At 70.3% G+C, this 14,938-nt stretch carries 14 protein-coding genes; 4 read left to right on the top strand and 10 right to left on the bottom strand.

Annotated features, from left to right (window positions below):
• Positions 1-381: 381 nt before the first annotated feature.
• The 3 genes from AC3EO4_RS31165 to AC3EO4_RS31155 form a co-directional block, all read right to left on the bottom strand.
• Entirely contained in the window at positions 382-1,353 is a 972-nt protein-coding gene (locus AC3EO4_RS31165) for an RNA polymerase sigma-70 factor (protein ID WP_431898884.1), read from the bottom strand.
• On the bottom strand, positions 1,350-2,528 hold the full coding sequence (locus AC3EO4_RS31160) for an NAD(P)/FAD-dependent oxidoreductase (protein ID WP_431898883.1): 1,179 nt from the start codon (positions 2,526-2,528) through the stop codon (positions 1,350-1,352). The genes AC3EO4_RS31165 and AC3EO4_RS31160 overlap by 4 nt, the downstream gene beginning before the upstream one ends.
• A gap of 589 nt (positions 2,529-3,117) precedes the next feature.
• Positions 3,118-3,462: an STAS domain-containing protein gene (locus AC3EO4_RS31155; protein ID WP_379577019.1), complete on the bottom strand. Its 345-nt coding sequence runs from the start codon at positions 3,460-3,462 to the stop codon at positions 3,118-3,120.
• 529 nt (positions 3,463-3,991) lie between these two features.
• On the opposite strand from AC3EO4_RS31155, the gene AC3EO4_RS31150 reads away from it, so the two are divergent.
• Together AC3EO4_RS31150 and AC3EO4_RS31145 are read left to right on the top strand one after the other, a co-directional pair.
• Positions 3,992-4,342, top strand: coding sequence for an isoamylase early set domain-containing protein (locus tag AC3EO4_RS31150; RefSeq protein WP_431898882.1), 351 nt, complete (start codon positions 3,992-3,994; stop codon positions 4,340-4,342).
• Between the two features lie 480 nt (positions 4,343-4,822).
• Positions 4,823-5,554, top strand: a complete 732-nt coding sequence (locus tag AC3EO4_RS31145) for a dienelactone hydrolase family protein (protein WP_431898881.1) — start codon at positions 4,823-4,825, stop codon at positions 5,552-5,554.
• Here AC3EO4_RS31145 and AC3EO4_RS31140 read toward each other — a convergent pair.
• On the bottom strand, positions 5,525-6,280 hold the full coding sequence (locus AC3EO4_RS31140) for an alpha/beta fold hydrolase (protein WP_488186362.1): 756 nt from the start codon (positions 6,278-6,280) through the stop codon (positions 5,525-5,527). The two genes, AC3EO4_RS31145 and AC3EO4_RS31140, sit on opposite strands and share 30 nt — an antisense overlap.
• Before the next feature lie 463 nt (positions 6,281-6,743).
• Between AC3EO4_RS31140 and AC3EO4_RS31135 the strand changes: the two genes are divergently transcribed.
• Positions 6,744-7,223 carry a hypothetical protein gene (locus AC3EO4_RS31135; protein ID WP_431898879.1) on the top strand — a complete coding sequence of 160 codons (480 nt, stop codon included), beginning with the start codon at positions 6,744-6,746 and terminating at the stop codon, positions 7,221-7,223.
• A gap of 173 nt (positions 7,224-7,396) precedes the next feature.
• Here AC3EO4_RS31135 and AC3EO4_RS31130 read toward each other — a convergent pair whose 3' ends face one another.
• On the bottom strand, positions 7,397-8,182 hold the full coding sequence (locus AC3EO4_RS31130) for an SAM-dependent methyltransferase (RefSeq protein ID WP_379577029.1): 786 nt from the start codon (positions 8,180-8,182) through the stop codon (positions 7,397-7,399).
• A 46-nt stretch (positions 8,183-8,228) separates the two neighbouring features.
• On the opposite strand from AC3EO4_RS31130, the gene AC3EO4_RS31125 reads away from it, so the two are divergent.
• Complete coding sequence (locus AC3EO4_RS31125; RefSeq protein WP_379577030.1) at positions 8,229-9,521, top strand: MFS transporter; 1,293 nt, start codon at positions 8,229-8,231, stop codon at positions 9,519-9,521.
• A gap of 170 nt (positions 9,522-9,691) precedes the next feature.
• On the opposite strand, the gene AC3EO4_RS31120 is transcribed toward AC3EO4_RS31125, so the two are convergent.
• From AC3EO4_RS31120 to AC3EO4_RS31100, 5 genes are all read right to left on the bottom strand, one after another.
• Entirely contained in the window at positions 9,692-9,997 is a 306-nt protein-coding gene (locus AC3EO4_RS31120; protein WP_431898878.1) for a hypothetical protein, read from the bottom strand.
• A 469-nt stretch (positions 9,998-10,466) separates the two neighbouring features.
• Complete coding sequence (locus AC3EO4_RS31115) at positions 10,467-11,276, bottom strand: hypothetical protein (RefSeq protein WP_379577033.1); 810 nt, start codon at positions 11,274-11,276, stop codon at positions 10,467-10,469.
• Positions 11,277-11,329: 53 nt separating this feature from the next.
• Positions 11,330-12,508, bottom strand: coding sequence for an ABC transporter permease (locus tag AC3EO4_RS31110; protein ID WP_431898877.1), 1,179 nt, complete (start codon positions 12,506-12,508; stop codon positions 11,330-11,332).
• Between the two features lie 2 nt (positions 12,509-12,510).
• A complete protein-coding gene (locus AC3EO4_RS31105) occupies positions 12,511-13,188 on the bottom strand; it encodes an ABC transporter ATP-binding protein (RefSeq protein WP_431898876.1) in 678 nt (225 codons plus the stop codon).
• Positions 13,181-14,938, bottom strand: a complete 1,758-nt coding sequence (locus AC3EO4_RS31100) for a peptidoglycan-binding protein (protein ID WP_431898875.1) — start codon at positions 14,936-14,938, stop codon at positions 13,181-13,183. Before AC3EO4_RS31100 ends, AC3EO4_RS31105 begins: the two co-directional genes overlap by 8 nt.

Genomic DNA, 14,938 nt, shown 5'->3' with positions numbered 1-14,938 from the left:
CGTTTTCAAAGGTGCCCCCCACGTGCGCTCGGACTTCGAGCCTATTCGTGCACGGGGAGGCCCACGATCACCGGGTCCCGGACGACACCCCTGGTCAAGCTGCGGGCCAGATCTCCGATCTCGCTCTCCCACCCGGTCGGAGGCTCGGCCTCGGCGGCCCTCGTGCCCGGTGGGCGGCCCGACGTCCGCAGCCTTGGCTCCCAAGCCGAACAGGAGACCATCAGATGGGCCGCACGCGTCCTGGAGGCGGCGATCAAGGAAGGGTAACCGCCGCCACGTGGCCGATTCCCTCATGACGACGCAAGCCGGGATGTGCCGTGCCCGAGGAGATCGACGCGCCCTCCAGCGCACTGACCAGCTCGGCCAGAAGCCCGGCGGGCATCAGGGGAATGCCAGGCCGTTGGCGGGGGTGAGGCCGCTGAGCTTGTCGGGGTTGACCTGGAAGCGCAGATTCTGGATGTGGCCGTCGACGAGGTCGAACGACAGGGCGCCGACGGTATAGCCGTCGAGGGTGGCCAGGATGCCAAGCTCGCCGTTGATGACGGCGGGCTCCATGGTCAGGGCGGCCAGCTCGGGCTTGGCCAGGAAGCCCACGAGCCAGCGCGCGACGTGGTCGGTGCCGTGGAGGGGGCGGCGGGCGGCGGTGACCTTGCCTCCGCCGTCGGACCAGGCGGTGACGTCGGGGGCGAGCAGTTCCATCACGGCGTTCAGGTCGCCGCCCGCGCAGGCCTTCATGAATTGCGCTGTGACCTGCCGGCGCTGTGCCTCGTCGGTGTCGAAGCGGGGGCGGCGGGCCTGGACGTGCTCGCGGGCGCGGTGGGCGATCTGGCGGACCGTCGTTTCGGGGCGTTCGAGGGTCTCGGCGATCTCGGCGTGCGAGTAGCCGAAGACCTCGCGGAGCAGGAAGACGGCGCGTTCGACGGGGTTGAGGGTTTCCAGGACGACCATCATCGCGATGGAGACGGTGTCGGCCAATTCGGTCTCCGCGGCGATGTCGGGGGAGGTCAGGAGCGGTTCGGGGAGCCACGGGCCGACGTAGGTCTCGCGTGTGGCCCGCGCTGAGGTGAGGCGGTTCAGCGAGAGGTTGGTGACCGTTCGCACCAGGTAGGCCTTGGGGTGGTGGATCGCGTCGCGGTCGGCGGTGCTCCAGGTGAGCCAGGCGTCCTGGAGGACGTCCTCGGCGTCGGTGACGCTGCCCAGCATGCGGTAGGCGGTGGCGAACAGCAGCCGCCGGTGTTCGATGTACGGGTCATGCTCGGCCCTGCCGTCGCTCACGATCACCGGCTCATGTTCCAGCGCCGTCACCTGGACGGCAAGTCCGAGATCACGGCGCTGGGAGTCGGTGCCCGTCATGCCTCGATCTTGCGGGTGGCGCGGCCGCCCTTGGAGACGATGGTGGTGACGTTCATGTGCTTGCTGAGCCGGTAGGTCTTGAGGGGGCTGCCGCTGACCATCTCCTTGTACGCGACGGCGGCTCGTCCGGTGAGGTACCAGCGGCCGGGGGTGTCGTCGGCCTTGGTGAACTGGATGACCGCGTCGCGGCGGCCCAGGCTGACCGGCTGGTGGAAGTAGCCGAAGCGGAACGGCTTGACGGCCTTGCCGCGCAGCAGCCGTGCGATGGTGTCGGCGGTGTACTGGGCGGTGGGTAGGCCGCTCTGACAGGTCCCGTGGATCTGCCCCCAGGCCAGGCGGACCGCTGCGGCGTCGCCGACGGCGTGGATCTCCGGGTGGGACACTGATCGCAGCGTGGCGTCGACCAGGATGAGGCCGCGGTCGTCGGTGGCGATCCCGGCGTCGGCGGCGAGCGGCGGAACCTTGACGCCAGTGGTCCACAGGCAGGCGTCGAAGTGGACGAGCCGGCCGTCGGCCAGTTCGACGGCGTCGGGCAGCACCTTGGTGACCCGGGCGCCGGTCTCCAGGGTGACGCCGAGGCGGTCCAGCGCGCGGTAGAGGTAGGCGCGGGCCTCGGCACCCATCATGCCGCCTGGCTCGTCCAAGCTGATCAGCGTGACGTTCAGGCTCGGGTGGCTCTCGGCGATCTCGGTGGCCGCCTCGATGCCGGTCAGGCCGCCGCCGCAGACGGTCACGGTGCCGCCGGCCTTGGCGATCTCGGTGAGCCGCTCGGCGAACCGGCCGGCGATCTCCGGGTTGTTGAGCGTGAACGTGTGGATGTCGGCGCCGGGGACCTTGCTGGTGTCGGTCGAGCTCCCCAGCGCGTAGACGAGCGTGTCGTACTCGAGGGTCTCGGCACCGTCGACGGTGATCTGCCGAGCCTCGGGGTCGATGGCGGTGGCGGCGCCCTGGACGAACGTGACGCCGGTCCCGGCGAGCAGTTCGGGGATCCGGTGGTCGGCCAGCTCCTGCCCGGCTGCGATCTGGTGCATCCGTAGCCGCTCGACGAACCGGCTCGAAGGGTTGACCAGTGTGATCTTCACGCCGGTCCGGCGGGTGCGGTGGGACAGCCGGACGGCGCTGAACATGCCCGTGTAGCCGGCGCCAAGGACCACAATGCGGTGGCCGTTGTTCATTGCGTTCTCCCAAGGTCGGGCACCGGTTTCGGTGCCGGTGATGCCCATGGGACAAACAACCCGCTCCGGTCGTGACAGGTCGCGGATGTGAACCACATCACATTGAGCGCCGCCCTCGGTCGACTCATCTCAGGGGCGATGAACTGCCCGATGCCGTCATCGCCATCGATGTCCCCCGAAGGGTGCGCGTTCTCGTCACGCGCCTCGCTACCCCTGCCGGCTGCCGACATTCACCTCGTGCCGCAGCCGGCCACGTAGATGAGGAGGAAGAGCGTCCGGGTGGGTGCCCGCTCTCATCGGCACGACGGGTCCCCTGCGGCGACGGATTCGGCATGACACTCATCCGCGGCCGGCGGTTCGGTACGGCGGAGGGCGGCGCCGGCCGCAACGACGTCACCTGGCGACGGGCCGCCTACTCGGTCGGTGCTGCGGCTGCGCCGATGCCGCTGTCCAAGATGTCCAGTGCCCGACCGACCGTGTCGGTCAGGGTCGCGGCGAGCTGTTCCGGCGTGCGGCCCGCGTTCCGTAGCCGTGTCGCCCCCAGGGTATGCAAGGTCGCAGGAGTGAAGGAGGTAACGCCAGTACTCCCTCACGCCTCGATGCGGGGGCCGGCCTCATGGGGGAGCGTCGTGGGGAAGACCACGGCCAGGTCGGTGATCTCCAGAATGCGGCGCAGCACGCCATGCACGTGTGCCAGCCGCATGCTGCCGCCCGCATCGACCACCCGGCGTTGCGCCTGGAGCAGCGCCCGGAGCCCACTGGCGTCACAGAAGGCCAGTTCGGCGGTGTCGACGATGAGGAGTCTGCAGCCGCTGAGGAGCGCGGCCTCGACGGCTGACGGCAGGCGGGGCGAGGAGATGACGTCGAGGTCTCCCGTCAGGATCAGATCGCTGACGGGAGGGTGGTGAACCAGCCGCAGGGTCAGGGCGTCCATCAGGACCTCCCTCCACGGTGCTGACAGACACGCAAGCCGCGTGCGATTCCTCACCGGTTGCTTCTCACCCTACGTCCCCTGCCTCCGGTAACTCGCATGCAAGCCCCCGAGAGGGATGCAGGCCGGCGGCCACCTTCCACATGCTGGTGGGCCTGGTGTCCCGGACCGAACCGACAGGCCGCGCCGGATACCGGCTGCCGGACGCCTCGAGCCTCGTCCGCGGCCGCCCGGCAACTGCTGCAGGCCGCCACCGGGCCCGGCCCGGCCGTCATCACGCGCTGCCCGCGCCGATCAACTCCCAGAGCTCCGAATCCGGGGCGCTCGCACCAGGTGACCGGCAAACACGAATCAAGATGTGTTCGCCCTGCGTCGTGGCGAATTGCCGCCGTCGCCTGCCGCGCTCTGCAATGGCCGAAAGCGCGCCAACATGCCACTTTCCGTGGCTTCTTGCGGCTCGCTGCGGCACTGGCTGCCCGGCACGATGCCCGTCGAGCGCACCTGCCGGGCGGACGCGAAAGGAGAACGCACCATGATCAGACAAGACACTCCGACCGAGGCCGGATTGGTCCAGCTCGCCTTCACCCTGCCCGCCGACATCCCCGGCCCGATCTCGGTCGTGGGCGACTTCAACCACTGGGACCCCTACGCCCACCCCATGACGCGCACCCAGCAGGGCCCCCACACCGCCGTGGTCGCGCTGCCTGCAGGGGCCACCATCTGCTTCCGCTACCTGGCCGAAGGCGGTGTATGGCTGGACGAGCCGGACGCCGACGAGCGCGACGAGCGTGGCTGCATCGTGCACGTCGCCGCAGCCGACAGCAGCGACGAGCCCGCGCGTATCGGCACGAAACCGAACGCCTCCGCCACGGTCACGGCCTGAACGTGTCCCAGAACGGGCAGGGCACCGTCGCGCCGGCCGCCGACGGCGCCCTGCCCATATCCGGGAACCATCGACCCTGACCGAAATCTGCGCCAGGCGACCGGTCCGGCGCGGCTGCTGCTTCTGGTCTCGCCGCCAGGTCGTGCGGCCGTACCTTCGTGCTCCATACCGGCGCCGGATGAGATGCGAGCTAAAGGTTCCGCGTCGGTGGCTGTTGCCGGCTCGCCGAGGTGTGACCGGTTGACCTGGTCGCGGCTGTCTCACGGCTGGGGTCTGCGGGTCTCCCATATCTGCCTAGTGCCGCCCGGGCGACATCCTTGCCCGGACGCGGGTGAAACCCGTTGTGATAGGTTCGGCGTCGCCGTGCGCTGCTGCGAACTGAGGAGGTGAGACCGATCAACGCTGTGACAGGTCGGGCCTCCCTCCCTCGTATGGCCTAGGGAGTGCCCGCAGAAGGCATCCCGAAAGGCTTGGAACGCTATGCACTTCACCTCTGAGACGTCGTCCGACGGTGTCTGCGAACAGCTCTTCACCCTCGGTGAGATTCCCGGCGTGCTGTGGACCCCAGTGGGTGCCGTCGGCGCCCGTCCGCTGATCTTGATGGGACACGGCGGTGGTCAGCACAAGAAGGCCCCCGACATCGTGGCCCGTGCGCGCCGCTTCGTGGCCGAGTGTGGTTTCGCGGTGGTGGCAGTCGACGTCCCCGGTCATGGTGACCGGCCGATGGACGAGGAGTACAACCGGATCGCGACCGAGAACCAGACTCGCGTGGATGCCGGAGAAGAGCCGGCTCCGCTGATCGCTGGTTTCCAGGCGCTCGTAGCCCGCCAGACCATCCCGGAATGGCAGGCGGTCCTGGACGCGGTCCAGCAACTCGAGCACGTCGGCGCCGGCCCGGTGGGCTACTGGGGCGTGTCGTTGGGTTGCGGACTCGGCGTTCCATTCGTCGCCGCCGAACACCGCGTTCGCGCGGCAGTACTGGGCCTGGGCGGGGCACTGGCGTCAGCCGAGGCCGCCGCGCGGATCACCGTCCCGGTGGAGTTCCTGCTGCAGTGGGACGATGAGCGGGTGCCACGAGCCCAGAGCTTGGCGCTGTTCGAGGCCTTGGCCTCACCTGAGAAGACGCTGCACGCCAACCCCGGCAAGCACGGGGAGATCCCGGCATTCGAGCTGGACAGCACGCTACGGTTCTTCGCCCGCCACCTCGGCTGACACCGCCGGTGGATGCCAGGACGAGCCGTCGCCGATGAAGTCGAGCAGGTCGCGGTTGACCTGCTCGGCGTGGGTCATGAAGATGGCGTGCGCCGCGCCCGGGTACTCCTTGTACACGTTGCCCGGCACCGGTTTCGCCAGCCGCCGCCCGCACAGATCGATGGGGGCGGAGGCGTCGGCGTCGCCATGGATGATCAGGGTCGGCAGCTGGACGGCGGCGCACTCCTCACGCAGATCGGTACGGAAGCCCGTCCTGACCACCTCGACGGCGGCCTTGGCCGAGCAGTCCAGGCACCTCTGTATGGTCCACTCGATCAGCTCGGTGGAGACCTGGTTGCCCAGATGCGTGGCGAAGAACGCCTGCGCGTTCTGAGCCGTCCACCGCGGGCGGTCCTTGGTCCGATCCGCCATGATGGCGTCGAAGACGGCCCGGTCGACGCCCTCGGGATTGTCCGGCGTCCTCATCGCCAACGGCGCGGTGGCCGCGATCAGCACGATCCGGCTCACCCGGTCGTACCCGTGGCGGGACAGGTAGCGGATCACCTCCCCGCCGCCCATCGAGTGCGCCACCAGCGTCACCTCGCGCAGGTCGAGGTGGTCGAGCAGCGCCGCGAGATCATCGGCGAGCGTGTCGTAGTCGAACCCGTGGCCGACCCGGTCCGAGCGGCCGTGCTCCCACTTGTCGAAGGCGACGCAGCGCAGGCCCTGCTCGGACAGCGGCAGCATCGGAACTCCCACGAACTGCTGCTGAGCCAGGCGCCGGACACGAACACCACCGGCTTGCCCTGGCCCCAGTCGGTGTGGAACAAGCTGGTCCCGTCGGGGCGCACGATGTACGGCATCAGAAGGTCTCCTCACGGTTGTTGCGGGATGCGTGACGACTGTCGCCGAGAGGAGGTCATGTAGTCGATTACCCATGAGGTAACGCACGGTGTGAGCGGCTCGGACGCCTTCCGGCGAGCGTTCAGCGGCCGAACGCCCTGCGCTGGTGCAGCTCACCCCGCCTGCCGGACCTATCTTCGCCCAGCCCTTTTCCCGGTTGTGGACTGTCCGATTTGAACGTTCCAAACTTCCTCCTTGGTTCTCGCGCAGTTTTCCCGGCGATCAGCGTAAGGTCATGTCACGTGTGACATATTACTTACAGGCGGGTGGCACGGGGCCGCACGCCCGATCACCAAAGGGGAAATCGTTGAAGCAGATCGTCAAGCGTGGAGCCGCAGTACTCGCCGCGGGGGTGGCGATGGCGGGGGCGCTCGCGGTGAGCAGCCCGGCATCCGCCGCCACGACTACGACCACCTGCAGTGACAGCGTCCTGATCTCGGGCCTCACCACCAAGGCCTGCGTGGAGGTCACCGGTACCCAGGCGCGGTTCTACGGCACCGTCGGCGCGCCCGGCATCGCGGAGCCCGGACCCGGCGGAGTCATCACCCCGCAGCGCGCCGATGTGGAGGTATCCGGCCAGGTCGTCGGTGGCCTGTTCCTCGGCTCCCGGCGGCAGCCGGTGAGCATCTGGAACAACACCGTGACCGTCGAGGGCGTCACCGCGACCGCCCCCTGCGGATCTACGGTTCGCGCCGAGGTCAAGCTGTCCCAGGGCCCCGCGGGTCCCGGCGGGCCCGGCTTCTACGGCCCTACGTCCGTCGCGGTGGACGTGCCGGTCGGCTGCTGAAACAGGTGGATCGACGGTGGGCGCGGAACAACCGTTCCGCGCCCACGCGCGCATGCCCGCGGCCATCACGCCTGGCGAATACCTCGCCTGGCCAGGTCACCAGCGGCAGGCCCACCATCAGTCGCAGTCTGCGGCGCGCGCTTGGCGAAGGTTTCAGAGGCCGACTTCCCACGTCAGCGCCGCTTGATCCCTACCGCGCACAGGTGGTAGTCCCCCTTGACCTGCGACCTCGCGGTGTCCGGGTCCGGACGCCACTCGCGGGTGTTGACGATGCCGGGCTCCAGCAGGTCGAAGCCGTCCAGGAAGCCCTCGAACACGGCGCGACGGCGGGTGGTGAAAGGGGAGGATGCGCGCTGGTAGACGTTGCTGACCTCGTCGGCCTCCTTCGGCATGGTGTCCGGAGCGACGTGGGTCAGTACCAGGTAGCTGCCGGCGGGCAGCAGCTCGCGGTAGCGGCGGAGGAGGTCGGCCGGGTTCTCCTCGTCGGTGATGAAATGCATCAGGGAGACCACGAGCAGGGCGATGGGCCGTTCGAGGTCCAGCACCTGCGCCGCCCGCGCCATGACCTCCTCCGGCTCGCGCAGGTCACCCTCCTGGACCGTGACGCCAGGGGAGTGGCCGAGCAGGGCGCGGGAGTGAGTGAGGACGACGGGGTCGTTGTCGACGTAGACCACGTTCGCGCCGTCGATCACCTCATGGACGTGGCCCGCGGTCGGCAGGCCGGAGCCGATGTCGAGAAACTGGTCGACGCCCAGCTCCCTGAGGTGGCGCACTGCGCGCTGCAGGAAGGCCCTGCTGTTGCGGGCATCGCCTTCGACCTCGGGAATGATGGCCAGAACCTTCTCCGCGGCCTGCCGGTCCACTTCGAAGTTGTCCTTGCCGCCCAGGTAGTAGTCGTACATCCGCGCCACGTTGGGGACAGCAGCGCTGATACCCGGCGGCACTCGCTCACTGGTCATGGCCCAAACCTAGACGATCTATAGCGAAGGTTGCGATGATCGCTCCATGTTAGGTCTCGACGCGGCGCCCGGCATCAGCAAGACCAACCTGTGGGCCTGTATGGGGCTCGGATTCGTGGGCACCGCGGTCATCACCTTCTTGCCAGCCGGCCAGCCGTACATCCTCAGCGAGGTCCTTGGGCTGTCCTCCGACGACCTCGGCAGGACCACCGGCTACCTGCAGATCGCCGCGGAGGTCGCGCTGATCCTCAGCCTGATCTGGTACGGCGCGCTCGCCGACCGGATCGGCCGGCGGCCCATCGCGGTCGCGGGCCTCGTCCTGTGCGCGGTGGGGGCGGCGCTCTACCCGTTCGCGGGCAACGCGGGCGTTCTCATCGCGTTGCGGATCGTCTTCGCTCTCGGCATCGCAGCTCTGCACGTCACCATGTCCGCGATCACCGCCGACTACGTACGCGACCCGGCACGTGGCAAGGCCTACGGCTGGCTCGGGCTGTTCAGCGGTGTCGGGGCGGTGATCGCCGTACTGGTGCTGGTCAGGCTGCCCAGCATGCTGGAGAAGGGCGGGATGGCGCCTGTCGCGGCCGCCAGGACCGGGTTCCTGATCGTCGCCGCGATGGTGCTGCTCGGCGCGCTGGCGCTGCGCTACACGCTCTCACCGAGCTGGGGCGTGGCCGAGACGCCGCGTGTGCCGCTGCCGCAGCTGATCGGTGAGGGAGTCAGACTGGCCCGCGACCCGGGCGTGGCGCTGTCCTACGCCGCCTCCTTCGTGGCCAGGGCCGACCTGGCCCTGGTGGCGAGCTTCCTGTCGCTGTGGATCGTCGACTACGCCAGGGCCGTGCGCGGCATGTCCGCCACCGAGGCCCTGGCCAGGAGCGGCGCCATCGTCGGCATCGCCTACACGGTGATCGTGGTGGGCGCGCCGCTGTTCGGCTGGCTCGGTGACCGGATGAAGCGTCAGAACGTCGTCATCCTCGCCCAGGCCGTCGCCGCGGCCGCCTACCTGTCGACCCTGCTGGTCAGCGACCCGCTCGGGCCCGGCATGATGCTGGTTGCCGCCTTCATCGGCCTCGGCGAGATCGGCGTCATCACGACGGCGGGGCCGCTGCTGGCCCAGCAGGTCCCTGCCCGCTACCGCGGCTCCTCGTTCGGCGTGCAGCTTCTCTGCGGCGCGATCGGCATCTTCGTCATCTCCGGAGTGGGCGGCTGGCTGTATGACCTGTGGCGGCCCGCCGCCCCCTTCGCCCTGTCCGGCGCGTGCGGGCTGCTGGTGGTGCTCTTCGGGCTCGCGGTACGCCGGCGCGTCGCCCCTCACGCTGAAGCGGTGCCGGCCTCCATGTAGCGCTCGCGCGGCACCGAGACGTCCAGGGCGGGTTCGGCGAACATCGTCAGGTCGGCGTCGTCCCCTCCGGCTCCGCCGGCCGCTTCCAGCGGACCGGCGGGACGGACACGCCGGCGCGGTTTCCCGACGACCGAGAACCGGCAGGACGACTGTCTGGAACGGCCGGGACGTCAGGCGGTGAAGCGGTGCGCCGATGCCGTCCCACGTCCCCAGCCGGGATCGCCGTGATGGACGAACCCGCTCCACGCGCGTTGCACCTCGGCCACGAGCGCATCGGGCATCTCGCCGCCGAGCATGGGCGCCTGCCGCCACGGCGCGGGATCGCCGACGACGAACGGAAGCTCGATGCAGTGGCACGCGCCGTACGGGCTGCCGGCCACCATCGACCCGGAGACAGGGCAGCTCCGCACAACCTCCGTCTGGGCGCCGCTCCTGGGCGGGACCATGCGCTCCAGCAGCCCCGTCACGATCGACACCGAATGGACGGACCAGCTCCCCGCCGAGTGACCGAGGCTTGAGCGACGGCATCCACACGCGGAGGTGCGGATGCCGTCACCCTGACGGCACGGCGTCCGCCGATGGCGTTATCCGCCCAGGTCATGGTCTTGTCCGCCGGGAGGGTGTGGGCTCTGCCGTCCTCGAAGTGCCGCCGGTCCCGGCGGGTCGAGCGCGACGCCTGCGAGTCGACCTCCCCGGCGAAGATCCGCTCCACCGCGACGGCCCGCCGGCCGCATCATCTGGCAAACCCGCGGGCAACCGGACGCCGCTCTCAGGCGTAGGGAATGAAGGAGGCTCGGCATCTGCCTTCATGCCGCCTACGTTCCCGCCTCATGGTGGGGGGAGTGGCACCCCCAGACCAAATCCCTCGCTCAGGGGAGGCGGGGACGTAGGCCTTACGACGACGGACCGTGGGCCGTGCATGCCACGACCGAAGCGAGGCACGCCTCAGGCGGGCGCCGGAAAGCCGTCCTCGGCCGTGGCCGGGCGGCTGGCCTCCCACATGCGGTCGAACTCGCCGTTGAAGTGCCGGAACCACCGCGGGTCGCGCTGTGCGGTGAGCGTGAAGACAGGGTCGGGCCTGGCCGAGCTGTGCGTGCCCAGTTCGACGTGGAGCACCCCACCGGCGGTGTCCGGGTCGATCAGCACGACACCGAAGGCGGGAACGAACGGCGTCAGGCGCACCTCGAGCGAGCCGGTGGCATTGGGCAGGGTCGCGAGGTGGCGCAGCATGTCCATGGTCGCGCGGACGCGGTGGCCGAACACCTCTGGATGGTCGGGGATCGTGCTGCGCCTGGCTGCCTGGTCGAGGACGTCGGGTTCGGAGTCGATGAGGAGGATCTTCACAGACGCGCCCTGGAGCAGCCGGTCCTCCAGCTCGCCCACGAGGTTGCGGATCGTGCGGCTCAAGGTCACCCCGGATAGGCGGATGTCGTGCGCGTGGGTGATCTGCTCCTCCAGACCGGCCCGGGTGGTGGCCAGGAAGGCGTCGGCCGCGACGGTTCCGGCGATCTTCTCTTGGACCAGCCGGTTGAGCCGGCCGACCTGCTCTTTGAGCTCGTCGGCCTGCTGGCGCGGCCCGAGCGCGGTGACGGCCAGCAGCGCCAGGGTGGCGAGGGTCGCGGCGCTGACGACACGGATGTCGACGGCGTCGACGACGCCGAGGATGCCCACGCCCAAGGCGATCAACGCGGTCACGTAGATCTCGAGGTTGCGTCCGGCTGCGAGGTCCGCGCGTAAGCGATCAAAGGGTTTCACCTCCTCATCATGGGTCACCGGGTGTTCTCCCGTGCCAGACCCTCCAAGAACGGTCATCGCAGTGCGTCGACCGGTTCCATGCGAGCCGCACGCAGCGCCGGATACAGGCCCGCCAGGAGCCCCACCAGCGCACCCGCCACCGGCGCGGCCAGCGCCAGCCGTACGTCGAGGACCGGGGTCCACTGGCGCACGGCCGCCACCGCGACCACGGCCACCATCCCCAGGCTGGCCCCGATCACCCCGCCGGTCAGCCCGATCAGGCTGGATTCCAGCAGGAACTGGGCGGCGATGTGCCGGCGGGCCGCGCCCAGCGCACGGCGCAGGCCGATCTCGGCGACCCGCTCCATGACCGTGACAAGGGTGACGTTCGCGATGCCCACCGCCCCGACGACCAAGGAGACCAGGCCGAGGACGAGGAAGAGGCCGTTGACGTCGTCCTGGGCGCCGTCCCGCGCCCGCTTGGGACTGGGTGGGGCGATCACCTGCAGTTCCCCGCTGCGGTCGGGGCTGAGCGCGAGCGGCGCCTGGCGGGCGATGAGCTCGGCGGCGCCCAGCTGGGTGGCGACCAGGACGCGGGTGACGTCCTTCAGGCCGAAGTCGGCACCCAGAGCAGGCGGGACGAGCACCGCGCTGGCCAGGATCTGCTCGCGCCGCAGGCCGCCGATGACGCCGATGACCGTGTAGGCCCGATCCTTGACGAACACCGCCGGCGAGTGCTCCAGGCTGGTGATCCCGAGCATCTCGGCGGCCTGCTCGCCCAGCACGACCACCCGGTCGCGGCGGGCCACGTGGCCGGCGTCGTAGAACCGCCCGGCCACCATCCGGCCGCGGGTGGTCTCCGGCAGGTCGGGGGTGGCCGCGACGACCGCGAGGGTCTGCCCGGTCACCCGGGTGGGGTCGAGCAGGTTGTTGGCGGTCACGACGAGGTTGGAGCTCGTGTCGCTCTGTGCCAGCGCCGTCGCCGACGTCACGCCGCGCAGGCGCCGCAGCTCCTTGGCCGCCTCCCAGGTGACCAGGGGGTTGTGGCCGCCACGCGGCACCTCGACGGTGATGCTGGTGGCCAGCAGCTCGTCGAAGCGGCCGACGATCTGGTTGCCCGCGGTCGCCGCGATGCCCAGGGTGACCACCAGCGTGGTGATGCCCAGAACGGTGCCGAGGGTGGTCAGGGCGGAGCGCACCGGGCGGGCGAGCATCCCGGCGAGGGACTCGGCCCACAGGTCGCGGAGATCCATGCTCACCCCTGCTCGGTGAGGACGCCGTCGCCGATGCGCACCCTGCGTTCGGCCCTGGCGCTCACCTCGTCCTCGTGCGTGATCACCAGGACGGTGAGGCCGTCGGCGCGCAGGCCGTCGAACAGGTCGAGGATGGCCTCGGTGTTGCGGCTGTCGAGGTTGCCGGTCGGCTCGTCGCACAGCAGCAGGGCGGGCCGCGCCATCAGCGCGCGGGCGATGGCCACACGCTGGCGCTCGCCGCCCGACAACCGGTCGGGCACGAAGCCGACGCGATGGCTCATGCCGACCTGATCAAGCGCCAGCTCAGCACGTGCCCGCCGGTCGGCGCGCGGATGCTTGCCGTACACCTCGGCGAGCATCACGTTCTCCACGACCGTCCGGTGGGACAGCAGGTGGAAGGACTGGAAGACGAAGCCGATGCGGGTGCCGCGCAGCCGGGTCCGCGCGCCGTCGCGCAACGTCGTGGTCTCGACGCCGTCCAGCCGGTAGGAACCGGAGGTCGGCCGGTCCAGCAGTCCCAGGATATTGAGGAGGGTGGACTTGCCGGAGCCGGACGGTCCGATGATGGCCACGTAGTCGCCGGGATCGACGCGCAGGTCCACCTCGGCCAGCGCGCACACCGGCGGGTCCGTCGGAAACTCGCGGGAGACGGCGGTCAGCTCGATGACGGGCTCAGACATCGCTCACCACGACCCGGTCACCCTCCTTGAGCTCGCCCGCACGCACCGGAGTGACCTCCACGTCCCCGTCGGCGGTCAGCCCGGTCCGGACCTCGACCTCGCGGGTACGGTCACCGTCCAGCGCCACCCGGACCCGCGGCCGGCCGTCGGCGGAGGTGACCACGGCGGACACCGGCACGGCCAGCACCTCGCCCTCGGTCGAACCGACCGAGATCCGCACCGTCATCGGCGAGCCGACCAGCGACTTGAGCCCCTTGGACGAGCCGGGCGTGAGCAGGACGGGCACCGAGCCGGTGTCCGACCCGTCGTCCTCCTCGCCTTCCTCGCCCTGCGCCGGGGTCAGGCGGGCCTCCTCACCGGTCGCGGTCAGCGTGGCGGGCAGCTGGGTGCCGTCCATGGTCTCCATGCCGGCTTCCTGGCCCGGGCGCAGCAGCTTCGCCTCCTTGGCGTCGACCGACCCGGTGACCGCGAAGGCGGAGCTCGTCACGGTGGCGACCTTGCCCTCGATGGTGTCGCCGGGCTTGACCTCCGCCTTGTCGATGCGGGCGGGCAGGGTCGGCAGGAAGACGATCTCCCCGGCCGGCACGCTCACGCCGTAGGTCTTGCGGTACTCGGCCAGCATGGCGTTGGCGTCGGCCAGGTTGGCCTTGCTGTGGGCGACCTTCATCCGCAGCGGCGAGACCTTCCTGGCCCGGCTGAGCGCCTGGGCGGCGGTGGCCTCGGCCTCCTTCGCGGTGCGCACGGCCTTGCGCAGCTCCTCCAGCCGTTTGTCCCGCTCGACGCGGATCTGCTCCTCGTAGGCGGACACCGCCTGCTGGGCCTCATAGAGATCCTGCCGGGCGTTGGCCAGCTTCATCTCCAGCAGGCTCGTGTCCACCGCACTGGGCGTGGGCGCAGGCGTCGTGGTCGGGGTGGGGGCCGGTTTCCTGGCCTCCGCCAACGCCTGCTCGGCCGCGAGGACCTGCTCCTCAGCGGCTCGTACGGCACGCCGCGACGCGGCCAGCTGGGTCTCCTGCTCGGGCGTGATCTCCGACTCCTCTTCCAGCGCCTTCTCGGCGGACCGCAGGTCGCGGCGGGCGTTGTCGAGGCGGATCCGCAGCGGCTGCACGTCCAGCCCCTCGTTCAGGGCCTTGCGGTCGGCGGCCAGGGTCTCCTCGGCCGTCTGCACGGCCTGGCGCAGCTGCTGCAGCGTCTTGCGCGACTCCAGGTCGGATTCCTGCGCCTTGTAGCCGCGCTTGGCGTACCAGCGCTTCACCGCCGCCACCGTGGCCGCGTCGAAGACGCCGGTCACCTTCACCCGCAGCGCGCGCTGGAGCTGCTTGACATCGTCGCCCTCGGTGCCCGGCACGAGCGGCCGGTACATCGGCTTCTTTCCCTCCATGGCGAACACCGGCCGCCCGTTGACCTGCATCAGCACCTGGCCCGCACGGATCGGGCCGGGTTTGGGCGCCGTGGTGACGCGCTGCGGCGTGCCGCCCGTGCCGACGGCACCGACGGCACCGCCTGCCCCGCCGACCGTGCCGGCAAGAGTGACCGGCAGCGGCGAGCCGTACGTGAGCGTGCCGCTGACCGTGACGGTACTGGTGAGCTTGCGCCGCTCGGCCGGCGCCGTGACCAGGGAGGGCTTGGGCGGGCGGCGCGCGGACGCCTCGTCGGCCGGCGAACGCAGCCGCGAGCCGACCGCCCAGCCCACTCCGGCGATCACCAGAACTCCCGCCACGACGAGGGCGAGCACTCTCGACCTGCCCAC

The organism is Nonomuraea sp. bgisy101 (assembly GCF_057708945.1).
The sequence above is the reverse complement of the archived record's forward strand: the minus strand, read 5'-3'. Positions and strand labels throughout refer to the sequence as shown.